Genomic DNA, 25080 nt, shown 5'->3' with positions numbered 1-25080 from the left:
ATTGCGCGCCATGCCGCGCCAAACGCATCGACAGATAGGCCACGCCCGCCCCGGCCGCGGCGAAGGTCAGGACGAGGCCGATCAGCAGGTCGAGCAGCAACTCCACGGCAAATCTCGACAGCGATTCGGCCGTGACACCGGCCATGACACTCGGCGGCAGCATCTCCAGCCACAGGCTGGCGGTGCGCAACAGCAGGCACAGCGCCGCCTCGTCACTGGCCAGCAGTTGCAGGCGGGCCATCGCTTCGGGTGTTTCTTGCGCCAGTTTGGCCAACTGATGGGCGCTGTCGCCCAGTTGCTGAGCGAACCGGCGCGGGTCCTGCAAAATCGCCGAGAGTTCGCCGACGCGGTCCCACACCCCGACCAGCGCCGCCCAACTGCCGGCGAGCAAACCATTGCCCACCGCCGCCGAGGTCGAGTGCGGCCAGCGCGGTTGGAAGCCTTGCCACTCGCTGCGCAGCCAGGCCTCCAGCCGCCCGCTCAGCCCGTCATAGGATTTGAACAGATCACCCAGCTGTTCCGGGGTGACCGCACTTTGCACATGCACACGATAGGACTTGCCCGGTATGCCCTTGAACTGCCCCTTGCCCTGCTCATCCAGCGTGACCCGCGTCCGTTCACCGCCCTCCCGTGCCACCACCTCAACCTGAATATTGCCCAGCGGAATGTCGTATACCGACTCGAACTGGCTCTCGATCAGCAGAATCCCGTTGGCCGGGCACTGCGCCACCGTCGAGAAAAAATCATCGTCGCCGCTGCTGACGACCTTGCTGGTATCACCGAGCTTGATCCGCCGGTCCATGCCCATCAGCGACGGCAGGTCCAGGGCGTGGCTGACCTGGTCGGCGCGGCGGTTGAGGAAGCGGCCGAGCTGTTCGCGGTACAGGCTCAGGGTGTGGGGGAAGTGGTCGAGCTCCTGCTCGATGCGGGCAATCTGATCCATCAGCTCAACTCCGCCACCAGGTACTCCACCAACGCCGCTTTGGGCGCGTCAGGCAGGTCGGGGGTTTGCAGAAACGTCGAGACCTTGCTTCGCAAAACGCTCTCGGAAAACGCTTCGAACAAATCCGGGCGGTCCTCGCTCAGCCACTTCAGCAGGTTGTTGAGACGAGCTGCTGCAGACTCGACGGCGAGGGTTTTCAGCAGCGTTTCGGGGACTTCCCACCATGGAAAAGCCTTGGTGGTTTTCAGTGCAGTGCCGCCAATGTCCAACGGCTGGCCATTGATCAGGCAGCGCTCGATGACCGGCATCAATTGCGCCGCGTTGACCTCGGCAGATTGCAGAATCGGCAGCAGAAAGCGCCCGTCCCAGAAGCGAAAGAACATCGTCTTGGCGTTGGGCAGCAGTACTTTTGTGAGGCTGCACATATGCTCGACAAGCACCTCTTGGCTGGCAGCAGAAACCGCCAGCCACCCCCAATCGCGGGACGCCGTGTCAGCGACCCAGTGCAAAAACTCACTGTCGGCAGCGACGATTCCGACATAGGGCATCACCGGTTCCCACTCGGCATACACGGTATCGGCCCAGATCGGTCGTGGAGCCTGAGTCGGGCTGGAACGCTGCCATGCCTTGAAGGGTTCAGAGCTGCTGGCGTTGCTGAAAATGGCAAACAACTGTTCGCCCGGCTTGAGCGGCTGCCGTTCCAGCCAGGCGCAGGGCGAGAAGACGTCAGGCGGCACAGACACCTTCCTTGCAATGTGCACATTCCTCGCAGAACGGTGCGTCGCTTTTCAGGCTCAGGGCCTGAGCAAAACTGAGGGGTTCGAGTTTTCGTTGAACGGTCGAGGTGTCCATTGTCGGTATCGGCGCGCCGCCCACCTGAATCGGTACGCTGCTGAAAATCCCCGCCGGGCCGATGTTGATCCAGTGCCCGCCCGACTGAATCGAGGTATTGAGGCCACCGTCGATGACAATCTGCTGCCCCGCGCTGACATGGACTTGCCCGCTCGCGCCCAAGACATGGTTGATGACGCGGACTTTCAAGTCGCCATGGACATGAAGGCTATCGCTGGATGCCTGTCCCTCGGCGCCGCCGATGATCACGCTGCGCTGGCTGCCGACCTGGACATGCATGTCCTGCAACACGTCCTGCTTCCAGTCGCGCTGGGCGCGCAGGTAGATTTCCTCGGCGCCTTTGCGGTCCTCGATGCGCAATTCGTTGTAACCACCGCCACCGGGGCTGCTTTGGCTGCGGAAAATACTGCGGGTCTTGTCGGCGGGCAGGTTCAGGTGCGGCAATGTCGAGGCATTGGGCGCACAGGCCATGACCAGTGGTTTATCGGCATCGCCATGCATGAAACCCACCAGCACTTCCATGCCGACACGCGGGATCAACACGCTGCCATAACGGTCGTGGGCCCAACCCGTAGCGACTCGCAGCCAGCAACTGGAGTGGTCGTTCAACTTGCCGTGCCGGTCCCACTTCATCCGGACCTTGACCCGGCCGTACTCGTCGCAATGAATCTCGCTGCCCTTGGGGCCGGTGACCACGGCGCAGTGGTAACCCGAGGCGTGAGGTTTTTCGATCAAGGGCGGGCGATAGAACACATCCCACGGCGTGGCCAGAAATGTATTGCGATACCCCTGGAAGTTGTCCGCATCACTGGGGGCCGACTCCTCCAGCACCTGCGGCTGACGCCCACGGTGCTCGATTTGTGTAATCAGCCACAGGCCATTCCAGGTCTCATGCGGATGCTCGGCCAGACGCAGGAAATGTCCGCTGACCAATGCCGAATCGTCGCTACCGCCCTCGGCCTGGCAGCTATCGACGTTGTGTCGCTCCAGTGCCCGCTGAGCCAGATGGCTGCCCGTTTCAAGGTCGGTAAATTGGCCGGGGAAGTGGTAATCCTCAAGGACCGGCTGTTGCTTGTTGTCGACGCCACTTTCGAGTAACGAACCCGGGTTGTGGAAGTCGTAGTCCCGGCGAGTAACCCGGGTGGTGCCAGCTTGCAGGTTCACATCGAAGCGTTTGATGACCGGCGTTTCGGCCGCCATGCCGCTGCCCGGCAGATACATCGACGGCTCGGTCAGCCGGGGGAAAATCGTCTGGTCATCGCCAAACATCAGCAGATGCCCGTCGGGGCTGTGCTGGAAGTGATAGTGGATACCGATCTCGGCACACAACCGCTGGATAAAGGCCAGATCGCTTTCGGCGTATTGCACGCAGTACTCGCGCTCGGGGTATTGGCCGCTGAGCAGGAACTTGAAGTGGAGGTGTTCGAGAATGCCGTGGTCCTTGAGGACCTGGGCAATGATCTTCGGCACCGTCTTGCGCTGGAAAATTCGCTGATTGATGCGCCGGCCAAGGTAGGTCAGCCGTGGCACCAGACTGATCTGATAGCGTGTCAGACGTCTGCCGGATTCCCCTTGGCCAACCCGAAAAATCTGACCATGAATACCGCAACCTTGCCCATCGAAACGCAGAAATGCCTGACGATGCAGCAGACTTTCGAGCGGGATACCGGCTCGCTCGCTGACCAGTTCCAGTTCAAAACGGTAGGGTTGGCTGATGGCTTCCTTGCCCGTGAATTCAAGCACCTTGAAGTCATGGTCGGGGTCACCTTCAAGGCTCAGGGTAAATCGTGGCTGGTTAGCAGGGGCGAACATCCGATGTGTCTCTGCAGAACGATGGCGGGCGATTCTGCATGAGCGATCAGGGGGGCAGACTGGGGTGCAGGAAAATCAGAATTACCCTACTTTCCCTGAAGCATTTGCCTTCAGAAAACGGTTTATCCGGCTACAGACATCCCTACAAAAAGCAGCACATACCTTGTGGGAGCGGGCTTGCTCGCGAAGGCGGAGTGTCAGTCACCATCAACATTGACTGTGCCACCGCTTTCGCGAGCAAGCTCGCTCCTACAGGGTTTATGTATTTTCAGAAGGCACAAAAAACGGCCCGTCTCTGGCAGGAGACGGGCCGTTTTTTGTTCGGCGAAAGGTCAGAGCTTCAGCTCATCCCCATCACTTGTTCAAGCGGTAATCGGCCTCAGCGGCAGCAAAACGCTGGAACATACCGGCAGTCGGCACGCCCATCTTGCTGACGATGTAGATCGCCAGGCTGGCGAAGATGAAACCAGGGATGATTTCGTACAGGCCCAGCAGCTCGAAGTGTTTCCAGACGATCACGGTGATCGCGCCGACCAGGATACCGGCCAGTGCGCCGTTGCGGGTCATGTCTTTCCAGATCACGGAGATCAGCACGACCGGACCGAAGGCCGCACCGAAACCAGCCCAGGCGTAGCTCACCAGGCCCAGTACACGGTTTTCCGGGTTGGCCGCCAGAGCGATCGCAATCAAGGCCACCAACAACACCATGGCACGACCGACCCAGACCAGTTCCAGCTGCGAAGCCGATTTACGCAGGAAGGTTTTGTAGAAGTCTTCGGTCAGCGCGCTCGAGCACACCAGCAACTGGCAGCTCAGGGTGCTCATCACCGCGGCCAGAATGGCCGACAGCAGGATACCCGCGATCCATGGGTTGAACAGGATTTTGGCCAGTTCGATGAACACACGTTCGTGGTTCTCGCTCACCGGCATGGCCATGGCCGGGTTGGCCGAGAAGTAAGCGATACCGAAGAAACCTACAGCGACGGTGCCGCCCAGGCACAGGATCATCCAGGTCATGGAGATGCGACGAGCGTTGGCAATCGACTTGACCGAATCCGCCGCCATGAAGCGCGCCAGGATGTGCGGTTGACCGAAGTAGCCCAGGCCCCAGCCCATCAGCGAGATGATGCCGATGAAGGTTGTGCCCTTGAGCATGTCGAAATTGCCTGGATCTTGCGCTTCGATCGCCAGGAAAGTGGTGTCGACGCCACCGGTGGCCAGCAGCACGATGATCGGCGTCAGGATCAGCGCGAAGATCATCAGGGTGGCTTGCACGGTATCGGTCCAGCTCACCGCCAGGAATCCGCCGATAAAGGTGTAGGCAATCGTCGCCGCGGCACCGGCCCACAACGCAGTCTCGTAGGACATGCCGAAGGTGCTTTCGAACAGACGGGCGCCGGCCACGATGCCGGATGCGCAATAGATGGTGAAGAACACCAGGATCACCACCGCAGAGATAATCCGCAGCAGGCCGCTTTTGTCTTCGAAACGGCTGGCGAAGTAGTCCGGCAGGGTCAGCGCATCACCGTTGTGCTCGGTCTGCACACGCAGACGGCCAGCGACGAACAGCCAGTTCAGGTAGGCACCGACGATCAGGCCGATGGCGATCCAGCTTTCGGAAAGACCGGACATGTAGATCGCGCCGGGCAAACCCATCAACAACCAGCCACTCATGTCGGAGGCACCGGCGGACAGTGCGGTCACGACGCTGCCCAGGCTACGGCCGCCCAGGATGTAGTCGGAAAGGTTGTTGGTGGAGCGATAGGCCATCAAGCCGATCAGCACCATTGCTGCGATGTAGATCACGAACGTGATCAGGGTTGGATTGCTTACGCTCATTAAGTGACGCCCTGGCTTTGTTTTTATGTAGCGGCGGCTGGTGAACCGCTGGCAAACGCATGCGTTTGACAGACGATCCGGAATCCCGCGCATTTATGACTGATGTTTCCCCAGGAAAGCCATCAGCCGGAGCACCCGGATTTTGTCCGGGTTGCACCTTGGGCGCGAATGCTATTCAACAAAGCAAATAAGGTGCAACCAGTTTCTTGAGAATAAGTTGCACCTAGTCGGAAATAAACGTTAAAAATCGTTTTTGCTCCTTTTCGGAGCAAAAACGAGTGTTAACTCACTGGAAAAGCACCAAGCAAATGCGGCACCGCTGTACCAGAATTTATTTCCTGACGAGCTGCGTATTATTCCGTCAAAAAAAGGGTTGCACCCGGTTGCACCTCGACAGTCGCACGGCTAATCTTGCCGCCAGCTGATGCCACGCCGTCGTGGCAAACATGAGGATAAAAACATGGCTACCACCACCCTTGGGGTCAAACTTGACGACCCGACCCGCGAACGCCTCAAGGCCGCCGCGACCTCGATTGATCGCACGCCGCACTGGCTGATCAAGCAGGCAATCTTCAATTACCTGGAAAAACTCGAGGGTGGTGCAACCCTGACCGAGCTGAACGGTTTGACCAAGGACTCCGACGACTCCGTCGACGCACCGCTGGATCACGCCCATCAGTGCTTCCTCGAATTCGCCGAAAGCATCCTGCCGCAATCGGTACTGCGTGCATCGATCACCGCCGCCTACCGTCGCCCTGAGCCGGAAGTCGTGCCAATGCTGATCGAACAGGCGCGCCTGCCGGCTCCGATGGCCGAAGCCACCAATAAGCTCGCTGCCTCGATTGCTGAAAAACTGCGCAACCAGAAGAGCGCTGGCGGTCGTGCCGGTATCGTTCAGGGCCTGTTGCAGGAATTCTCCCTGTCGTCCCAGGAAGGCGTGGCGCTGATGTGCCTGGCCGAAGCGCTGCTGCGCATCCCGGACAAAGGCACCCGCGATGCACTGATCCGCGACAAGATCAGCACCGGCAACTGGCAACCGCACCTGGGCAACAGCCCGTCGCTGTTCGTCAACGCCGCCACCTGGGGTCTGCTGCTGACCGGTAAACTGGTCGCCACCCACAACGAAGCCGGCCTGACTTCGTCCCTGAGCCGCATCATCGGCAAGAGCGGCGAGCCGATGATCCGCAAGGGCGTCGACATGGCCATGCGCCTGATGGGCGAGCAGTTCGTGACCGGCGAAACCATCGCCGAAGCCCTGGCCAATGCCAGCAAGTTCGAAACCAAGGGCTTCCGTTATTCCTACGACATGCTGGGTGAAGCCGCACTCACCGAGCACGACGCGCAGAAGTACCTGGCCTCGTACGAACAAGCCATCCACTCGATTGGCAAAGCCTCCCACGGCCGTGGGATTTATGAAGGCCCGGGCATCTCGATCAAGCTGTCTGCACTGCACCCGCGTTACAGCCGTGCGCAGTACGAACGCGTGATGGATGAGCTGTACCCACGCCTGCTGTCGCTGACCCTGCTGGCCAAGCAATACGACATCGGCCTGAACATCGACGCCGAAGAAGCCGACCGCCTCGAGCTGTCGCTGGATCTGCTCGAACGCCTGTGCTTCGAGCCGCAACTGACCGGCTGGAACGGCATCGGCTTCGTGATCCAGGCTTACCAGAAGCGTTGCCCGTACGTGATCGACTACGTGATCGACCTGGCACGCCGCAGCCGTCATCGCCTGATGATCCGCCTGGTGAAAGGTGCGTACTGGGACAGCGAAATCAAGCGCGCCCAGGTTGAAGGCCTGGAAGGCTACCCGGTCTACACCCGCAAGGTGTACACCGACGTTTCCTACATCGCTTGCGCACGCAAACTGCTGTCGGTACCGGAAGTCATCTACCCGCAGTTCGCCACGCACAACGCCCACACCCTGTCGGCCATTTACCATATCGCCGGTCAGAACTATTACCCGGGCCAGTACGAGTTCCAGTGCCTGCACGGCATGGGTGAACCGCTGTACGAACAGGTTGTAGGCAAGGTTTCCGAAGGCAAGCTGAACCGTCCGTGCCGCGTATACGCACCGGTTGGCACCCACGAAACCCTGCTGGCCTACCTGGTACGTCGCCTGCTGGAAAACGGCGCGAACACCTCGTTCGTCAACCGCATTGCCGACCAGTCGATTTCCATTCAGGAACTGGTGGCCGATCCGGTGGCGAGCATCGAGCAGATGGCGACCGTGGAAGGTGGTTTCGGCCTGCCGCACCCGCGCATTCCTCTGCCGCGTGATCTGTACGGTTCCGAACGCGCCAACTCCAGCGGCATCGACATGGCCAACGAACATCGTTTGGCATCGCTGTCCTGCGCTCTTCTCGCTACCGCGCACAACCACTGGAAAGCTGCGCCGATGCTCGGTTGCGCGTCCAGCAACGAAGCCCCGGCGCAGGTTTTGAACCCGTCCGACCTGCGTGATGTGGTCGGCCACGTGCAAGAAGCCACCGTCGAAGACGTCGACAACGCGATCCAGTGCGCCCTCAACGCCGCACCGATCTGGCAGGCCACGCCGCCCGCCGAGCGCGCCGCGATCCTGGAACGTGCCGCCGATCTGATGGAAGCCGAGATCCAGCCACTGATGGGCCTGCTGGCTCGCGAAGCCGGCAAGACCTTCGCCAACGCCATCGCCGAAGTGCGTGAAGCCGTGGACTTCCTGCGTTACTACGCGGTGCAGGCACGCAACGATTTCACCAATGATGCTCACCGCCCGTTGGGCCCGGTTGTATGCATCAGCCCGTGGAACTTCCCGCTGGCGATCTTCAGTGGCCAGGTGGCTGCTGCTCTGGCGGCCGGTAACCCGGTATTGGCCAAGCCGGCGGAGCAAACGCCGCTGGTCGCCGCTCAAGCCGTGCGCCTGCTGCTCGAAGCCGGCATTCCGCAAGGCGTGCTGCAACTGCTGCCGGGTCGCGGTGAAACCGTCGGTGCCGGCCTGGTGGGCGACGAACGCGTCAAGGGCGTGATGTTCACCGGCTCCACTGAAGTCGCGCGCTTGCTGCAACGCAACATCGCCGGTCGCCTGGACAGCCAGGGTCGTCCGATTCCACTGATCGCCGAAACCGGCGGCCAGAACGCGATGATCGTCGACTCTTCGGCCCTGACCGAACAAGTGGTGATCGACGTGGTTTCCTCGGCGTTCGACAGTGCCGGCCAGCGTTGCTCGGCCCTGCGTGTTTTGTGCTTGCAGGAAGATTCCGCCGACCGCGTCATCGAAATGCTCAAGGGCGCGATGGCTGAAAGCCGTCTCGGCAACCCTGAGCGCCTGTCCGTGGACATCGGCCCAGTGATCGACGCCGAAGCCAAGGCTGGCATCGAGAAACACATCCAGGCCATGCGCGACAAGGGTCGCAGCGTGTACCAGGTGGCTATCGCCGACGCCGAAGAAGTCAAACGCGGCACCTTCGTGATGCCGACGCTGATCGAACTGGAAAGCTTCGACGAGTTGCAGCGGGAGATCTTCGGCCCGGTGCTGCACGTGGTTCGCTACAAGCGCAAAGACATCGATCAACTGATCGGCCAGATCAACGCTTCCGGCTATGGCCTGACGCTGGGCGTACACACCCGCATCGACGAAACCATCGCCAAGGTGATCGACAACGTCAACGCCGGTAACGTCTACGTGAACCGCAACATCGTCGGTGCCGTGGTCGGCGTGCAGCCGTTCGGCGGCGAAGGCCTGTCGGGTACCGGCCCGAAAGCCGGTGGCCCGTTGTACCTGTACCGCTTGTTGTCGACACGTCCTGCGGATGCGATCGAACAATCCTTCGCTCGCGGTGATGCCGCCGCGGCACCGGACGTTCGTCTGCGCGACGCCATGAGCAAGCCGCTGACCGCCCTGAAAGCCTGGGCCGACAGCAACAAGTTTGCCGACCTGAGCACGCTGTGCGTGCAGTTCGCCGCACAATCGCAAAGCGGGATCACCCGCGTTCTGGCCGGCCCGACCGGCGAGCGCAACAGCTACGCGATCCTGCCACGGGAACACGTGCTGAGCCTGGCGGAAGTCGAAGGCGACCTGCTGACTCAACTGGCGGCGGTACTGGCTGTCGGCGGTTCGGCAGTCTGGCCGGAAGCTGACTTGACCAAGGCATTGTTCGCACGTCTGCCGAAGGATATTCAGGCACGCATCAAGCTGGTTTCCGACTGGAACAAGGACGAAGTGGTGTTTGATGCGGTTCTGCATCACGGCCATTCCGACCAGTTGCGTGCGCTGTGCCAGCAAGTTGCCAAGCGTGCCGGTGCGATTGTTGGAGTTCAGGGCCTGTCGCAAGGCGAAACCAACATTGCGCTGGAACGCCTGGTGATCGAACGCGCACTGAGCGTCAACACCGCTGCGGCGGGTGGTAATGCGAGCTTGATGACCATCGGCTAAACCCGATAAGCCAGGCAGCCACGATAGCTGCCTGGCAATCAAACCCCTGTGGGAGCGGGCTTGCTCGCGAAAGCGGACTGTCAGTCAACTTAAATGTTGAATGTCACAACCTCTTCGCGAGCAAGCCCGCTCCCACAATTGTTTTGTGGTGCCTGACAAGTCACTTCTCTGCCCCACTATCACGCTCATCAATCATGCTATTCAGCATAAATTCACAAGACTAGACTCGGCCCATCCCAATAAAAAGGTAGGCCGCCATGTCCGAGACGTTGCTCAGTTCCCGTAATCTGGCTTTCGAGCTGTACGAAGTCCTCGATGCCGAGGGCCTGACCCAGCGTGAGCGTTTCGCTGAGCACAATCGTGAAACCTTCGATGCGGCCATCGGCACCGCCCGCAGCATCGCCGAGAAGTTCTTCGCCCCGCACAACCGCAAGGGCGACGAGAACGAGCCGCGCTATGAAAACGGTCAGGCGATTCTGATTCCGGAAGTGAAACCGGCGGTGGATGCCTTCCTCGAGGCCGGCTTCCTCAATGCTGCGCGCAGTTTCGACGCCGGCGGCATGCAGCTTCCTACCTTGCTGTCACAGGCCTGCTTTTCGCACTTCCAGTCGGCCAACGCTGCGTCGACGTCTTATCCGTTCCTGACCATGGGCGCGGCCAACCTGATCGAAAGCTTCGGTAACGACGAGCAGAAGCGCCGTTTCCTGCAACCGATGATCGACGGCCGTTTCTTTGGCACCATGGCCCTGACCGAACCCCACGCGGGCTCATCGCTGTCGGATATTCGTACCCGCGCCGAGCCTGCGTCCGACGGCACTTATCGCCTCAAGGGCAATAAGATCTTCATCTCCGGTGGCGATCACCTGCTGTCGGAGAACATCGTGCACATGGTGCTGGCCAAGCTGCCGGACGCACCGGCCGGGGTGAAGGGCATTTCGCTGTTTATCGTGCCCAAGTTCCTGGTCAACGACGACGGCAGCCTTGGCAAGCGCAATGACGTGTTGCTGGCCGGGCTGTTCCACAAGATGGGTTGGCGCGGCACCACCTCTACCGCGCTGAATTTCGGCGATAACGGCGAATGTGTCGGCTATCTGGTGGGCAAGCCGCACCATGGCTTGAGCTACATGTTCCAGATGATGAACGAAGCACGAATCGGCGTCGGTATGGGCGCGGTGATGCTCGGCTACGCCGGCTACCTGTACTCGCTGGAATATGCCCGCGAACGTCCGCAGGGCCGCGTGCCGGACAGCAAGGATCCGAACACCGCACCGGTGGCGATCATCCAGCACGCTGACGTCAAACGCATGCTGCTGACGCAGAAGGCCTACGTCGAAGGTTCATTCGATCTCGGCCTGTACGCGGCACGACTGTTCGATGACACCACCACCCTTGAGACCGAAGCCGAATGCAAGCAGGCCCATGAATTGCTGGACCTGCTGACGCCGATCGTCAAATCCTGGCCGTCGGAGTTCTGCCTGAAGGCCAACGAACTGGCGATCCAGATTCTCGGCGGCCACGGCTACACCCGCGAGTACCCGGTTGAGCAGTACTACCGCGACAACCGCCTGAACCCGATCCACGAAGGTACCCACGGCATTCAATCGCTGGACCTTTTGGGCCGCAAACTGGCGCAGAACGGTGGCGCCGGGCTCAAGCAATTGATCCGTTTGATCGCCGACACCGCCGAGCGCGCGCAGGCATTTGAGTCGCTGACGGCGCTGCGCGAGCCGCTGGAAAAACTGGTGGCACGCCTGCAAACCGTGACCATCGGCCTGCTGACGGACCTGGCCCAGGGCAAGGTCAACAGCAGCCTGGCGAACTCGGCGCTGTACCTGAAGGTGTTCGGTCACACCGTGATTGGCTGGCGCTGGCTGGAACAGGCGATCCGCGCCGAGGAAGGCCTGGCCAAGGGCAATGCGGCGGATGTCGGCTTCTATAAAGGCAAGCTGCAGGCGGCGCGCTACTTCCTGACGTGGGAAGTGCCGGGGTGTCACCATGAACTGGCGATTCTTGAGGCTCGGGACGATGTGTGCCTGGGCATGCAGGATGAGTGGTTCTAGCCCCAAATACTTGTAGTGCTGCTTAGATCCATTCGCGAGCAAGCCCGCTCCCACAGATGAATGCATTTCAAATGTGGGAGCGGGCTTGCTCGCGAAGGCGTCCACACAAACGCCACATCACCCCAGCTTGAACCCACCCATCTGCCGCGCCAGGTCATCCGCCAACCGCTGCAACGTCTGGCAATCCTCACGGCAAGCCCTTACCTCCCCCGCTGTTGCCCGGGCCAGATCGGAAATCCCTTGCACGTTACGATTGATTTCTTCGGTCACCGCCGACTGCTCTTCCGTCGCCGTCGCCACCTGATGGTTCATATCGCTGATGCGCTCCACTTGCCCGGTAATCGCGGTCAATGAAGCGCCGGTACGCTGGCTCGACTCGACACCGGTGCCGGTCGCAGCCTGCCCGGAATGCATCGACGACACCGCGTTTTCCGCACCTTGCTTGAGGCTGCCGATCATCTGCTGGATTTCATCGGTGGACGATTGCGTACGCCGCGCCAGGGTGCGCACTTCATCGGCCACCACAGCAAACCCACGACCCATGTCCCCGGCCCGCGCCGCTTCGATGGCGGCGTTGAGCGCCAGCAGGTTGGTCTGCTCGGAAATCCCGCGAATCACCGCCAGCACCTGATCGATGGACGCCACCTGATGGGCCAACTCACCCACCGCCGTCGCCGCCACACCGATCTCCCGGGACATGCTTTCAATATGCCGGATCGACCCGCCCACCACCTCCCGCGCCTGCATCGCCTCATCCCGCGCCGATTGCGACGCGACTGCCGCATTGCCGGCGTTCTGGGCGATTTCCTGAACGGTCAGGCCCATTTCATGGACAGCAGTGGCGACCATGTCGGTCATTTCCTGCTGGCACCCGGAACGTTCGGCAGTGTTGTCCACCACCCGCGCCACCTGGCCGACAGCGGTGCGCAGTCGTTCGCTGGTGGTCAGCACTTCACCAATCATGTCGCGCTGGCTATCCAGGAACCGATTGAAACCGCGAGCCAGATCGCCCAACTCATCTGCGCGACTGGAATCTAACCGGTGGGTCAAATCTCCACCACCGCTACCGATGGCAACCAGCGCCGCTGTTACCTGACGAATCGGCCGCACCAACCCACGAGCCAGCAACACCACCAGCAACAGGCACACCAACGCTACCGCCAAACCGATGCTGCTGCTCATCCACATGGCACGGCGGGCTTCGGCGTAAATTTGCGACTGCGGCACTTCGGCCACCAGGGTCCAGCCGAGGTCGCGAAGCGGCAGGCTTAACGCCAGATAATCTTCGCCATCACGCACAAAACTACTGTTGGTGGCGTTATTTTGACCCATCACCGCTTGCGCTGCCGTAGCACCAATCTGCTCGGTCAAGGTGCGCTTGCCACTGAATTGAGCTTCAGGATGGACCTGGATCAAACCGTCGGAACGCACGAGATAGACCTTGCCGCGCTCACCAAAACTGTAATTGTGAATCAGCTCCGACAGCTCTTTCATGCTCAGGCCAAGCCCGGCAACGCCCACGACTTTACCGGCCTGCTCGACCTTGAGGTCGATGAACAGCGCCAATTCTCCGGTGGCCGTGTCGTTGTCGATATTGAGGGTGCGCGGCTGGTTGCTGTCGAGGAACGCATAGAACCAGGCGTCTTTGGGATTGGAACGGCTGAGGGTCCGGTCCAGGCCTTTTTCGGTGAAGTAGTGATTGGACGCCGTGCCAATAATCAGCGCGGTAAAGGCTTTGTGCTCGGCGCGCAGGCCTTCGAGATAGGTGGTAAACGTGCCGGTCCGGGCACTGTCTTCACCCCCGGCCAGCCAGTCGCGCACCATGCTGTTGCTGGCGATGTCCTTGGCGGCGGTGAGGGGCTGGACGAGGATCCGCTCGATGTCGTTGCGCATCGCTTCGATGCTCGACGGCAAGGCTTGCCCGACCAGATAACTCTGGGCGAGGCGGTTGACCACCAGGGTATAAATGCCAACCACGATCAAAATACTGACCAGCAGGGCAGTGCCCATACTCAGGATCAACTGCCATTGAATACTGCGTCGCCAGAACTGCATGGAGCACCCCCAAAGAATAAGAGGCTGAAGCACTGCAACAGTCGTGCCGATTGTATACAAAACAACAGTTATTCAGCGCAATCTTTGTATTCAACGTCTAAATGACCAGAGCACAAGCCTGAAAATCATGTAGATGAAGTAGTTTATGAGTGCAAAAAAATCGAATGACCTGTCATAAATGACAGGTTCGCAATGCAACATTTAGCGATAGAGTTTGGTCGAGATTTGCAATGACGCAAAACTCGCATCTGTAAAAGATGTCGTTTTTTTCAACGATACCAAGGAAAAATCATGAAGATCGAACTGAAGGTAAAAGGCAATACCGTTGAGTTACCTGGCGCCACCGGCATTGAAAAGCTGGAAGACAGCATTTCAACAGGCGACAAACTCAACTTCAATGGACGGGTCGTAACGATTACTGAAAAGGAATATATCTACGACTCGGCAACCAACAGCTATTGGGTTGCGCTGAAAGGGGTCTGAACAATCCTTGAAAAAGCCGTTCAAGGCGTCTCTATGTAGAGACGCCTTCCAGGGAAGGAAACATGATTACGCTTGATTAATGGTCTTGGAGATCACTTCAACCGTGGCGCTGACTTGCTCTTGGTAACGGTCGAGTTCGAGCTTGTGCTGCTTCTGCATTTCGATCTGCTGGGAGCACAGATTCATCGCCGCCAGCACCAGCAGTCGGTCACCGATCAGCGTCGGGTACTTCCTCTTGGTTTCGGCCAGGGCTGCCTTCAACATCATCGCGGCGTCCAGCAGGGTTTGTTCTTCCCCGGCCGGTGCCTTGATGGAATAGTCCTCCCCCAGGATCGAGACGACTTTTACCCCTGCGGCGTTGTAACTCATGCGCTGACAGGACCTGCGCTGACGCGCTCAACCAGGGCCTGGATGCGAGCCGCCGTGGCACCTTGCTTCTCTTCCTGCTCCATTAGGCTCAGTTGCAGGCTTTCGTTTTCATCTTTGACCTGGGCCAGTTCTGCAGCCAGGGTCTGGTTGGTGCCGAGCAGGGTCTGGTTCTGTTGCACCAGGTCACTGACCAGTTGTTCCAATTGGCTTAGGGATGCTTCCAACATTTTGATTTTCCGGGCTTTTTCAAAGGGCGCGTACGATAAAGAAAAGTCACCGTGGATGCCAGGGTTATACAGGCGCAAAGCCTTGATTTTGCTGACGGGCGACCTTCCTCGCGAGCTTTAAAGACTGTGTCAGGCCAATCTGGTTCCTGCACTTCGTCGCCACAAGGTGCAACCGGCTGAAACACACAGGGCTCAAGACTTCGGTCCGGCGACCGATAAGTCATCCATACAGCAGCCTCAGCCCCGCACGGATGCGCTCTTTTTCGGTGAACGCCATGTCCCTTCGTAATATGAATATCGCCCCTCGGGCGTTCCTCAGCTTTGCGCTGATCGGCGGCTTGATGATGGTTCTGGGGGTGTTTGCCTTGAATCAGATGAGCAAGATCCGCGGTGCCGCCGAAAACATCACCAACAACAGTGTTCCGAGCATCAAGAGCCTGGACGAGTTCACCCAACTCACCTTGCGCCTGCGCGTGCTGTCCTACCGTTTGCTGGTGAACCGCGAACCCGACGTGCAGCAGAAAACCATGGAGCTGCTGGAGCTGCGCAACCAGCAGATTCGCACCGCCCAGGTGACCTACGAAAAGCTGATCGCCAGTCCGCAGGAACGCGCCACCTACGATCAATACGTGCAACTGCTGGGGCAATATCGCCAGATCGAAGACCGGATGAAGACTCTGTCGCGCAACAATCAGGTCGATGAACTGCGCAACCTGCTCAATACCGACTTGCTGAGCAACTCCGAGGCAATCAACACCGTATTGAACCGCCTGCTGGAGATCAACACCCAGCAGACCCACGACACCAACCAGCAGGCGGCCGACCAATATGATTCGGCGTTCAACCTGGTGATCACCCTGCTGGTGATCGCCACCGCCCTGACGCTGTTGTTCGCCTGGTTGCTGACCAACAGCATCACCCAACCGATCGCCAACGCCCTGAGCGCCGCCGAACAAATTGCCGAAGGCAACCTGACACGCCCGATCACCGTCGACGGCAATGACGAAGCCGGCCGCTTGCTGCTGGCCATGTCGAAGATGCAGGAAAAATTGCGCGACACGCTGCAACGCATTTCCGGCTCGGCCACGCAATTGGCTTCGGCCGCCGAAGAACTCAACAGTGTCACCGACGAAAGTGCCCGCGGCCTGACCCGGCAAAACAACGAAATCGAACAGGCTGCCACTGCGGTCAACGAAATGACCAGCGCCGTGGAAGAAGTCGCACGCAACGCGGTCAGCACCTCGGAAGCGTCGAAGAACGCCACCACGTCTGCAGGTGACGGCCGTGACCTGGTGCAGGAAACCGTCAGCGCCATCGAACGCATGAGCGCCGACGTGCAAAGCACCGCGACCCTGATCGGCGACCTGGCCAACGAGTCCCGCGACATCGGCAAGGTGCTGGATGTGATCCGTGGCCTGGCCGACCAGACCAACCTGCTGGCCTTGAACGCCGCCATTGAGGCCGCGCGCGCCGGTGAGGCTGGTCGAGGTTTCGCAGTGGTGGCCGACGAGGTTCGTGCCCTGGCTCACCGCACCCAGCAGTCGACCAGTGAAATCGAACGCATGATCGGCAGCATCCAGAGCGGTACCGAGCACGCGGTGGATTCGATGCGCAACAGCACCGAGCGCGCCGAATCGACGCTGAACATCGCCCGCGGCGCCGGGATGTCGCTGGATACCATCAACAGCGCCATCGTCGAAATCAACGAACGCAACCTGGTGATCGCCAGCGCCGCCGAAGAACAGGCACAGGTGGCCCGTGAAGTTGACCGCAACCTGGTGAACATTCGCGATCTGTCGGTGCAGTCGGCCACCGGGGCGAATCAGACGAGTGCGGCAAGCAATGAGCTGTCGCGCCTGGCGGTGGACCTGAACACGATGGTTGGGCGGTTTAGCCTCTAACGGCCACGCCCCCCTGTAGCAGCTGGCGAAGCCTGCGTTCGGCTGCGAAGCAGTCGTAAAATCCGAGTCCTCGAATCACCTGAAACACCGCGGTATCAGATTCAGCGACTGCTTCGCAGCCGAACGCAGGCTCCGCCAGCTGCTACAGGGATAACCCGCGTTCGCCTTAGTGAAAAGCTTTTTGACAGCATCACATTTCAACAGGTTAGAATCGCTGGCACGCAGACTGCATGGTCAGTTTGTGCCCGCCTTTCAGCTTTCTGGAGTACTGCCTTTGAATGCGACGACCATCAACAGCCTGTTCTTGATCGGCGCGTTGCTGGTAGGTGCGAGCATTCTGGTGAGCTCACTTTCGTCCCGCCTCGGCATCCCGATTCTGGTGATTATCCTGGCCGTCGGCATGGCGGCCGGCGTCGATGGCGGCGGCATTATCTTCGACAACTATCCCACGGCTTATCTGGTCGGCAACCTCGCGCTGGCGGTGATCCTGCTCGACGGCGGCTTGCGCACCCGGGTGTCGAGTTTCCGCGTGGCGTTATGGCCGGCGTTGTCCCTCGCCACCGTCGGGGTACTGATTACCACCGGGCTGACCGGCATGGCGGCCGCATGGCTGTTCAACCTGAACCTGATCCAGGGCCTGCTGATCGGTGCCATCGTCGGCTCCACCGACGCCGCGGCGGTGTTCTCGCTACTGGGCGGCAAAGGCCTGAACGAGCGGGTAACCGCCAGCCTTGAAATCGAATCCGGCAGCAACGACCCGATGGCGGTGTTCCTCACCGTCACCCTGATCGACATGCTCGCCAGCGGCCAGACCGGCCTGCACTGGAGCCTGCTGACCCACCTGCTGCGCGAGTTCGGCATTGGTGCTGTCATCGGCCTGGGCGGTGGCTGGCTCATGCTGCAACTGGTCAATCGCATCAACCTGGCCACCGGCCTGTATCCGATCCTGGTCATCGCCGGTGGCCTGGTGGTGTTTGCCCTGACCAACGCCCTGCACGGCAGCGGCTTCCTTGCCGTGTACCTGTGTGGATTGATGATCGGCAACCGTCCGGTGCGCAGCCGCCACGGTATTTTGCACATGCTCGACGGCATGGCCTGGCTGGCACAGATCGGCATGTTCCTGGTGCTGGGGCTGCTGGTGACACCTCACGATCTGCTGCCAATTGCCTTGCCGGCACTGGCACTGGCGCTGTGGATGATTCTGTTTGCCCGGCCACTGTCGGTGGTGGTCGGCCTGCTGCCGTTCAAAGCCTTCCATGGTCGCGAGAAAGCGTTCATCTCCTGGGTCGGCCTGCGCGGCGCGGTCCCGATCATTCTGGCGGTGTTCCCGCTGATGGCCGGCCTGCCCAACGCCCAGCTGTACTTCAACCTCGCGTTCTTTATCGTGCTGGTGTCGTTGTTGGTTCAGGGCACGAGCCTGCCGTGGGTCGCCAAGCTGCTGAAGGTCACGGTGCCCCCGGAGCCTGCGCCCATCTCGCGCTCGGCCCTGGAAGTGCACGTCACCAGCGAGTGGGAGCTGTTCGTTTATCGACTCGGCGCGGAGAAATGGTGCATCGGTTCGCCCCTGCGCGAGCTGAAAATGCCCGAAGGCACCCGCATCGCCGCCCTGTTTCGTGGTCAACAATTGCTCCATCCGTCGGGTAGTACGGTGCTCGAAGTCGATGATTTGCTGTGTGTTATCGGCCATGAACACAACCTGCCGGCCCTCGGAAAACTCTTCAGCCAGGCACCACAACGGGGCCTTGACCTGCGCTTCTTCGGCGACTTCGTACTGGAAGGAGACGCCCAGCTGGCCGCGGTTGCCGCCCTGTATGGCCTGAAGGTCGAAGGCATTGATCCGGACATGTCCCTGGGCCACTTCATTGCCCAGAAAGTCGGCGGCGCGCCGGTAGTGGGTGACCAGGTGGAATGGAACAACACCATCTGGACCGTGGCGGTCATGGACGGGAACAAGATCGGCAAAGTGGGCGTCAGATTCCCCGAAGGAAGTCGCCCGGGCCCCGGACTCTTCCTCTAAACTGCTTCCACTCTCACTTGCTTGACCGGTCTTTATGCCTAACCTGCGCTCCATTTTCGCCATTGCCCTGTTGGGCTTGAGTCTTTCTGTCGGTACTTTCGGTACATTGCAAGCGGCCGAACCGCCTTCCAGCGAAGCCGTGCAGGCGAGCCTGGACAAGATTGCCGACCGCAAACTGCCGGAAGCCGATCAGAAGGCCCTGCAAACCGTCCTGCAAAACACGCTGAGCCAGCTCAACAACAAGCGTGACTACGAGCAGAAACTGACTGCGCTCAAGCAGCAATTGAACAATGCGCCCAGACAGGCCGTCGAGAACCAGCGCGAACTGGCCCGCCTCAAGGCCAGCACCGTGGTGCCGGTGGCGCAGCGTTTCGCCAAAGAACCGATCCAGCAACTGGAGCAAATGCTGACCGAGCGCTCCACCCAACAAAGCGATCTGCAAAAAGCCCTGGCCGATGCCAACAGCCTGATCATAACCGCCCAGACCCGCCCCGAGCGTGCTCAGGCGGAGATTTCCAGCAGCCAGACGCGCATCCAGCAGATCAACAACATCCTCAAGACCGGCAAGGACAGCGGCAAGGCCTTGAGCGCCGAACAGCGCGACCAGCTCAATGCCGAGCTGGCAGCGCTGAACGCCCTGATCCCGCTGCGGCGCCAGGAATTGGCCGGCAATACCCAATTGCAAGACCTCGGCAACAGCCAGCATGACCTGCTGTCGGAGCGCTCCGACCGCCTGGATAAGGAAATCCAGGAACTGCAAACCCTGATCAACCAGAAGCGTCTGGCGTTGTCCCAGGAAACGGTCACCCAGCAATCCATCGAAGCGCAGAAGGCTGGCGGCAGCAGTCTTCTGGCCACCGAAAGCGCGGCCAACCTGAAGCTCTCGGATTACCTGCTCAAAAGTACCGACCGCCTGAATGAAGTCACCCAGCAAAACCTGCAGACCAAGCAGCAACTGGACAGCCTGACCCAGAGCGATTCGGCGCTGGACGAGCAAATCAACGTGCTCAAAGGCAGCCTGCTGCTCTCGAAGATTCTCTACAAACAGAAACAAGCCTTGCCGCGCCTGCGGCTCGACCGCAACCTGGCCGACCAGATCGCCGACATTCGCCTGTATCAGTTCGAAGTCAGCCAGCAACGGGAACTGCTGAGCAATCCGGCCACCTACGTCGAAAACCTGCTGTCGACCCAACCCCCCGAGCAAGTCACGCCCCAGCTGCGCAAAAGCCTGATGGAACTGGCCACTACCCGCGCCGACCTGCTGGAGCGACTCAACCGCGAGCTGAGCGCGGTACTCAATGAGTCCATCACCCTGCAACTGAACCAGAAGCAACTGCTCAGCACGGCGCAAAGCCTGCGGGCGACACTCGATGAGCAGATGTTCTGGATTCCGAGCAACAAGCCGCTGGAGCTGGAGTGGATTCGCAGTGCGCCGGATCGCCTGCAGCGTCAACTTGATTCACTACCGGTACTTTCAAGCCTGAGCGAACTGGCCGACGGCCTGACCCAGCGCCCGCTGCTGTTCCTGCCACTGGCACTGCTGATCGGTGCGCTGTTGTGGCGCCGCAAGAATTTGTACGCGCGACTGATCAAGGTTCACCAGGACATCGGTCACTTCAAACGCGATAGCCAGTGGCACACGCCGCAGGCGATTCTGATCAACATCCTGCTGGCGATGCCGGTTTCCCTGGGCCTTGCATTGTGCGGGTTGGCCCTGCGAATCGACGCCCGTGGGCAGAACGCCAATATGGGTGCGGCGCTGCTGCAAATGGCCGGGGCCTGGCTGGTGTTCTACACCGCTTACCGGATCCTAGCACCAGGTGGTGTGGCAGAACTGCATTTCCGTTGGGAAAAGCCCCAGGTGGAATTCCTGCGCGTATGGGTCCGCCGCCTCGGCATCGTGGTGATGGCACTGGTGACCGTGGTGGCCGTTGCCGAACTGCAACCGGCGGCGCTGGCCGATGACGTGATCGGCATGCCGGTGGTGCTCACCTGCTATGCCTTGATGACCTTGCTGCTCAGCCGCCTGCTGATCAGCAGCCCGACCCACGAGAACGCCTCGCTGTTCCGCAAGCTTGTGGGGATCCTGTTCACCGCCCTGCCCGTGGCGTTGTTCGTGGCCGTGTGCTTCGGCTACTACTACACCGCGCTGAAACTCAGTGATCGTCTGATCAACACCCTGTACCTGCTGATGTTCTGGCTGGTGATCGAAGCCACCTTCGTGCGCGGCCTCAGCGTGGCGGCCCGACGCCTGGCCTACCAGCGTGCCCTGACCAAACGTCAGGCGGCGAAAGAGGCCGGAGACGGCGAAGCGGTGATCGAAGAGCCGAGCATGGACATCGAGAAGGTCAACGAACAGTCCCTGCGCCTGATCCGTCTGGCGCTGCTCGGTGGCTTCATGGCGGCACTGTATTGGGTCTGGGCCGACCTGATCACGGTGTTCTCGTACCTGGACAACGTCACCCTCTACGAATACACCAGCGGCACCGGCGCCAATATGAGCATGGTGCCAATCAGCATCGGCGACATGCTTGGTGCGCTGATCATCATCGGCATCACCTTCGCCCTGGCCCGCAACCTGCCGGGCTTGCTCGAAGTGTTCGTGCTGTCGAAGCTGAATCTTGCCCAGGGCAGTGCCTACGCCACCACTACGCTGCTGTCCTACGTGATCGCCGGTGTCGGTTTCGTCTCGACGCTGTCGACCCTCGGCGTCAGCTGGGACAAGTTGCAATGGCTGGTGGCGGCGCTGTCGGTCGGCCTCGGTTTCGGCATGCAGGAGATTTTCGCCAACTTCATTTCCGGCATCATGATCCTGTTCGAGCGCCCGGTGCGGATCGGTGACACCATCACCATCGGTAACCTGTCGGGTACGGTGAGCAAGATTCGCATCCGTGCCACGACCATCACCGACTTCGACCGCAAGGACATCATCGTCCCGAACAAGACGTTCATCACCGGGCAACTGATCAACTGGTCGCTGACCGACACGATCACCCGGGTGACCCTCAAGCTCGGCGTCGACTACGGCTCGGACCTGGACCTGGTGAAAGAACTGTTGCTCAAGGCTGCGCGCGATAACCCGCGCGTACTGAAAGACCCGGAACCGCACGTGTACTTCCTGAATTTCGGCGAAAGTACACTCGACCACGAGTTGCGCATGCACGTGCGCGACCTCGGCGACCGCAACCCGGTGCTCGATGAGGTCAACCGCTTCATCAACCGCGAGTTCAAGAAGCAGCACATCAATATCTCGTTCCGGCAGATGGAGGTTTACCTCAAGAACCTGCACGGCCAGGAATACAAGATGGTGCCGATCGAACCGGAAGCGAAAACCATCGTGCCACTCGTCGATGGCAAACCGCCGCAAGAACCGCCCGCCGCCAAACTCGACTAACCGGCCTTTCCCCAGCAGAATGCTCGGACATTCTGCTGGAGCCGGCCCTTGAAAGCCCTCGACGAACTCACTTTCGATAATCGCTTCGACCGCCTGGGCGATGCGTTTTCCGCCCATGTGCTGCCCGAGCCCATCGATAATCCACGCCTGGTCGTGGCCAGCCCTGCCGCCATGGCGCTGCTGGACCTCGACCCGGGCGTGGCCGAAACCCCGGAGTTCGCCGAACTGTTCAGCGGCCACAAGCTCTGGGCCGACGCGATCCCCAGGGCGATGGTCTATTCCGGGCATCAGTTCGGCTTCTACAACCCGCAACTGGGCGACGGGCGCGGCCTGTTGCTGGGGGAGGTGTACAACGAGGCCGGCGAACATTGGGACCTGCACCTCAAGGGCGCCGGCCAGACGCCGTTTTCACGCATGGGCGATGGCCGGGCGGTACTGCGTTCGTCGATCCGCGAATTCCTCGCCTCCGAAGCCCTGCATGCCCTGAACATCCCGACCACCCGCGCCCTGTGCGTGATCGGCTCCGACACCCCGGTGTGGCGCGAAAAGCAGGAGCGCGCGGCCATGCTCTTGCGTCTGTCGCCGAGCCATGTGCGCTTCGGGCACTTCGAATATTTCTACTACACCAAACGCCCCGAGCAGCAGAAAGAGCTCGGTGATCATGTGCTGGCCATGCACTTCCCGGAGTGCCTGGAACAACCGGAGCCGTACCTGGCGATGTTCCGCGAAGTGGTCGAGCGCAATGCCGAACTGATCGCCAAATGGCAGGCCTATGGTTTCTGCCACGGGGTGATGAACACCGACAACATGTCGATTCTCGGGATTACTTTCGACTTCGGCCCGTTCGCCTTCCTCGACGACTTCGACGCCAACTTCATCTGCAACCACTCCGACGACCAGGGCCGTTACTCCTTCAGCAACCAGGTGCCGATTGGCCAGTGGAACCTCAGCGCGCTGGCCCAGGCCCTGACGCCGTTCATCAGCGTCGAAGCCCTGCGCGAAACCCTCGGCCTGTACCTGCCCCTGTTCCAGGCCCATTACCTGGACCTGATGCGCCGCCGCCTCGGCCTGACAACCGCCGAAGACGATGACCAGAAACTGCTGGAACAGCTTCTGCAACTCATGCAGAACAGCGGCGTCGACTACAGCCTGTTTTTCCGCCGTTTGGGTGATGAAGCACCGGAGCAGGCCATCACCCGCTTGCGTGATGACTTCGTCGACCTCAAGGGCTTTGATGCCTGGGGCGAGCTCTACATCGCCCGGGTGGCCCGTGAAGGCGCACCGGATCAAGAGCAGCGCCGCCAGCGGATGCACGCGGTCAACCCGCTGTACATCCTGCGCAACTACCTGGCGCAAAAGGCCATCGATGCGGCAGAAAGCGGCGACTATACGGAAGTCCGCCGACTGCACGCGGTGCTATGCAATCCGTTCGAAGAACAACCGGGGATGGAAAGCTATGCAGAGAGACCACCGGAGTGGGGTAAGCATCTGGAGATCAGTTGTTCGTCGTGAGGTCACTAATCCAAAGGATCGATGGCGCTGACAACTCGAGCAACGATGTCAGCCATCGTCACGTCATCCAGGCGCTCGATAAACTTGGCCGAGCCATCACGTACCCGCTGTTCAATGTCAAAACTGCGCACCTGATTGCACACGGCGACGCCGTTCGTTTCGTGACCGGATACGAAAACTGCCAGACCGGAACCTCGGCTAAAGCTCCCGCCACTGGTCACAGGTACCGTCATGCTGACACCGAGTGAGTTGATCTCTCTTGGCGTGATCACTACAAAACGATGCCGATTCATCATTTCACGACCCGCAACCGGATTCGGATCGATCCAGTAAACGTCTCCCCGTTGTGGGGCTTGGCGACGAACCATCAACCCAACTCCCGGCCGACTGGCCCACCTTCACGAGCAGACGCTGTCTGTTCGTTCAGCTCAGCTATTTCATCGGAACCCTCAAGGAGTTCTGCAAGTCTGTAACGTTTGCGGGCAGGAGGTGAAACCGGCCGCGCAATCAACTCACCATCGACAACGTTCAGCTCCAGTTGCGCCCCGACCTCCAAGTGCAGCAGCTTGAGCAGAGTCGGCGGTATCGTCATAACCGCGGCACCGCCCTGACGGCGGATTTTGGAAGTCACGGACACGGGATCACTCCTATCCGGTAATTGAGAGCCATGGTTTTTTGAATAAGTGCAACAAAAGTAGCACGCAGCAGCAATCAAAGCGAACACCTCGCAAGCCGAATGGGGTACCGAGTTGCTTCCAGCGTAGCCACCACTTCAAAACTGAATGCCTGGAAAATGTGAGCATTTGCGACAGTCACTGGATCAACCTCAAGCGACCCTGACTTGACAAACCCCGCTCCCGACTCCAAATCACCAACATTGATTGCCCAACCCTTCGGAGTCTGACAATGACCGACCCGCTCCTCATCCCCTGCCCCCACTGCAACGGCCTCAATCGCATTCCCGCCGAGCGTCTCAACGACCATCCAAAATGCGGGCGTTGCAAGGCTGAAGTCCTGCTGAACAAACCGTTTGAATTGAAACAAGGCGACTACGCCAGCCAGATCAAGGGCGATCTGCCGTTGCTGGTGGACGTGTGGGCGGACTGGTGCGGGCCGTGCAAGTCGTTTGCACCAGTGTTCGAGCAGGCAGCCGGGCAACTGGCGGGCAAGTGCCGGCTGGCCAAGCTCGATAGCGAGGCGAACCA

Annotated in this window: 16 protein-coding genes and 3 pseudogenes; 9 read left to right on the top strand and 10 right to left on the bottom strand. The window is 60.2% G+C overall.

What is annotated here, in order from left to right; translation table 11 throughout:
* The 4 genes and pseudogenes from PMI28_RS28100 to putP all read right to left on the bottom strand — a co-directional run.
* Positions 1-943: pseudogene (locus PMI28_RS28100) on the bottom strand (type IV secretion protein Rhs); the annotation flags it as partial.
* A complete protein-coding gene (locus PMI28_RS28105) occupies positions 943-1680 on the bottom strand; it encodes a DUF4123 domain-containing protein (protein WP_007981193.1) in 738 nt (245 codons plus the stop codon). The gene PMI28_RS28105 and the pseudogene PMI28_RS28100, both read right to left, overlap by 1 nt.
* Entirely contained in the window at positions 1670-3607 is a 1938-nt protein-coding gene (locus PMI28_RS28110) for a type VI secretion system Vgr family protein (RefSeq protein ID WP_007981191.1), read from the bottom strand. Before PMI28_RS28110 ends, PMI28_RS28105 begins: the two co-directional genes overlap by 11 nt.
* Positions 3608-3961: 354 nt before the next feature.
* On the bottom strand, positions 3962-5446 hold the full coding sequence (putP, locus tag PMI28_RS28115; RefSeq protein WP_007981189.1) for a sodium/proline symporter PutP: 1485 nt from the start codon (positions 5444-5446) through the stop codon (positions 3962-3964).
* Positions 5447-5906: 460 nt separating this feature from the next.
* On the opposite strand from putP, the gene putA reads away from it, so the two are divergent.
* Both putA and PMI28_RS28125 read left to right on the top strand, forming a co-directional pair.
* Positions 5907-9857, top strand: coding sequence for a trifunctional transcriptional regulator/proline dehydrogenase/L-glutamate gamma-semialdehyde dehydrogenase (gene putA, locus PMI28_RS28120; protein WP_007981187.1), 3951 nt, complete (start codon positions 5907-5909; stop codon positions 9855-9857).
* Positions 9858-10114: 257 nt separating this feature from the next.
* Complete coding sequence (locus PMI28_RS28125; RefSeq protein ID WP_007981185.1) at positions 10115-11917, top strand: acyl-CoA dehydrogenase; 1803 nt, start codon at positions 10115-10117, stop codon at positions 11915-11917.
* 117 nt (positions 11918-12034) lie between these two features.
* On the opposite strand, the gene PMI28_RS31505 is transcribed toward PMI28_RS28125, so the two are convergent.
* Both PMI28_RS31505 and PMI28_RS31500 read right to left on the bottom strand, forming a co-directional pair.
* The gene (locus PMI28_RS31505; protein ID WP_443200718.1) at positions 12035-12766 is read right to left on the bottom strand and encodes a methyl-accepting chemotaxis protein; all 732 of its coding nucleotides are present in this window, start codon (positions 12764-12766) and stop codon (positions 12035-12037) included.
* A 132-nt stretch (positions 12767-12898) separates the two neighbouring features.
* Positions 12899-13927: pseudogene (locus tag PMI28_RS31500) on the bottom strand (HAMP domain-containing protein); the annotation flags it as partial.
* 336 nt (positions 13928-14263) lie between these two features.
* On the opposite strand from PMI28_RS31500, the gene PMI28_RS28135 reads away from it, so the two are divergent.
* Positions 14264-14455, top strand: coding sequence for a hypothetical protein (locus PMI28_RS28135; RefSeq protein ID WP_007981181.1), 192 nt, complete (start codon positions 14264-14266; stop codon positions 14453-14455).
* A 66-nt stretch (positions 14456-14521) separates the two neighbouring features.
* Here the strand turns inward: PMI28_RS28135 and PMI28_RS28140 are convergent, their stop codons facing one another.
* Entirely contained in the window at positions 14522-14824 is a 303-nt protein-coding gene (locus PMI28_RS28140; RefSeq protein WP_007981180.1) for a cell division protein ZapA, read from the bottom strand.
* Positions 14821-15051 (bottom strand): hypothetical protein, encoded by a 231-nt coding sequence (locus tag PMI28_RS28145; RefSeq protein WP_007981178.1) that lies wholly within the window; start codon positions 15049-15051, stop codon positions 14821-14823. The genes PMI28_RS28140 and PMI28_RS28145 overlap by 4 nt, the downstream gene beginning before the upstream one ends.
* A gap of 251 nt (positions 15052-15302) precedes the next feature.
* Here PMI28_RS28145 and PMI28_RS31495 point away from each other — a divergent pair.
* The 5 genes and pseudogenes from PMI28_RS31495 to selO all read left to right on the top strand — a co-directional run.
* Positions 15303-16049 (top strand): annotated as a pseudogene (locus PMI28_RS31495) (MCP four helix bundle domain-containing protein); the annotation flags it as partial.
* A gap of 30 nt (positions 16050-16079) precedes the next feature.
* A complete protein-coding gene (locus PMI28_RS31490) occupies positions 16080-16952 on the top strand; it encodes a methyl-accepting chemotaxis protein (RefSeq protein ID WP_443200717.1) in 873 nt (290 codons plus the stop codon).
* 274 nt (positions 16953-17226) lie between these two features.
* Positions 17227-18969, top strand: coding sequence for a potassium/proton antiporter (locus PMI28_RS28155; RefSeq protein ID WP_007981173.1), 1743 nt, complete (start codon positions 17227-17229; stop codon positions 18967-18969).
* A gap of 34 nt (positions 18970-19003) precedes the next feature.
* Positions 19004-22363 (top strand): mechanosensitive channel MscK, encoded by a 3360-nt coding sequence (gene mscK / locus PMI28_RS28160; protein WP_007981172.1) that lies wholly within the window; start codon positions 19004-19006, stop codon positions 22361-22363.
* Positions 22364-22411: 48 nt separating this feature from the next.
* Positions 22412-23875, top strand: a complete 1464-nt coding sequence (gene selO, locus PMI28_RS28165) for a protein adenylyltransferase SelO (protein ID WP_007981170.1) — start codon at positions 22412-22414, stop codon at positions 23873-23875.
* A 5-nt stretch (positions 23876-23880) separates the two neighbouring features.
* Here selO and PMI28_RS28170 read toward each other — a convergent pair whose 3' ends face one another.
* The gene (locus tag PMI28_RS28170; protein WP_007981168.1) at positions 23881-24243 is read right to left on the bottom strand and encodes a type II toxin-antitoxin system PemK/MazF family toxin; all 363 of its coding nucleotides are present in this window, start codon (positions 24241-24243) and stop codon (positions 23881-23883) included.
* The gene (locus tag PMI28_RS28175) at positions 24243-24512 is read right to left on the bottom strand and encodes an AbrB/MazE/SpoVT family DNA-binding domain-containing protein (RefSeq protein WP_007981166.1); all 270 of its coding nucleotides are present in this window, start codon (positions 24510-24512) and stop codon (positions 24243-24245) included. Before PMI28_RS28175 ends, PMI28_RS28170 begins: the two co-directional genes overlap by 1 nt.
* A gap of 269 nt (positions 24513-24781) precedes the next feature.
* Here PMI28_RS28175 and PMI28_RS28180 point away from each other — a divergent pair.
* A partial coding sequence (locus tag PMI28_RS28180) for a thioredoxin domain-containing protein (RefSeq protein WP_007981163.1) occupies positions 24782-25080 on the top strand: 299 nt, incomplete at its 3' end.

Source organism: Pseudomonas sp. GM48 (genome assembly GCF_000282335.1).
GTDB lineage: Bacteria > Pseudomonadota > Gammaproteobacteria > Pseudomonadales > Pseudomonadaceae > Aquipseudomonas.
This window is presented reverse-complemented; position numbering and strand designations above follow the sequence as displayed.

What these genes read in the sequence shown, in the direction of transcription:
- PMI28_RS28110 (WP_007981191.1), bottom strand. Translation starts at nt 3,607, where the DNA reads ATGTTCGCCCCTGCTAACCAGCCACGATTTACCCTGAGCCTTGAAGGT.
- putP (WP_007981189.1), bottom strand. Translation starts at nt 5,446, where the DNA reads ATGAGCGTAAGCAATCCAACCCTGATCACGTTCGTGATCTACATCGCA.
- putA (WP_007981187.1), top strand. Translation starts at nt 5,907, where the DNA reads ATGGCTACCACCACCCTTGGGGTCAAACTTGACGACCCGACCCGCGAA.
- PMI28_RS28125 (WP_007981185.1), top strand. Translation starts at nt 10,115, where the DNA reads ATGTCCGAGACGTTGCTCAGTTCCCGTAATCTGGCTTTCGAGCTGTAC.
- PMI28_RS31505 (WP_443200718.1), bottom strand. Translation starts at nt 12,766, where the DNA reads ATGGTCGCCACTGCTGTCCATGAAATGGGCCTGACCGTTCAGGAAATC.
- PMI28_RS28135 (WP_007981181.1), top strand. Translation starts at nt 14,264, where the DNA reads ATGAAGATCGAACTGAAGGTAAAAGGCAATACCGTTGAGTTACCTGGC.
- PMI28_RS28140 (WP_007981180.1), bottom strand. Translation starts at nt 14,824, where the DNA reads ATGAGTTACAACGCCGCAGGGGTAAAAGTCGTCTCGATCCTGGGGGAG.
- PMI28_RS28145 (WP_007981178.1), bottom strand. Translation starts at nt 15,051, where the DNA reads ATGTTGGAAGCATCCCTAAGCCAATTGGAACAACTGGTCAGTGACCTG.
- PMI28_RS31490 (WP_443200717.1), top strand. Translation starts at nt 16,080, where the DNA reads ATGTCGAAGATGCAGGAAAAATTGCGCGACACGCTGCAACGCATTTCC.
- mscK (WP_007981172.1), top strand. Translation starts at nt 19,004, where the DNA reads ATGCCTAACCTGCGCTCCATTTTCGCCATTGCCCTGTTGGGCTTGAGT.
- PMI28_RS28170 (WP_007981168.1), bottom strand. Translation starts at nt 24,243, where the DNA reads ATGGTTCGTCGCCAAGCCCCACAACGGGGAGACGTTTACTGGATCGAT.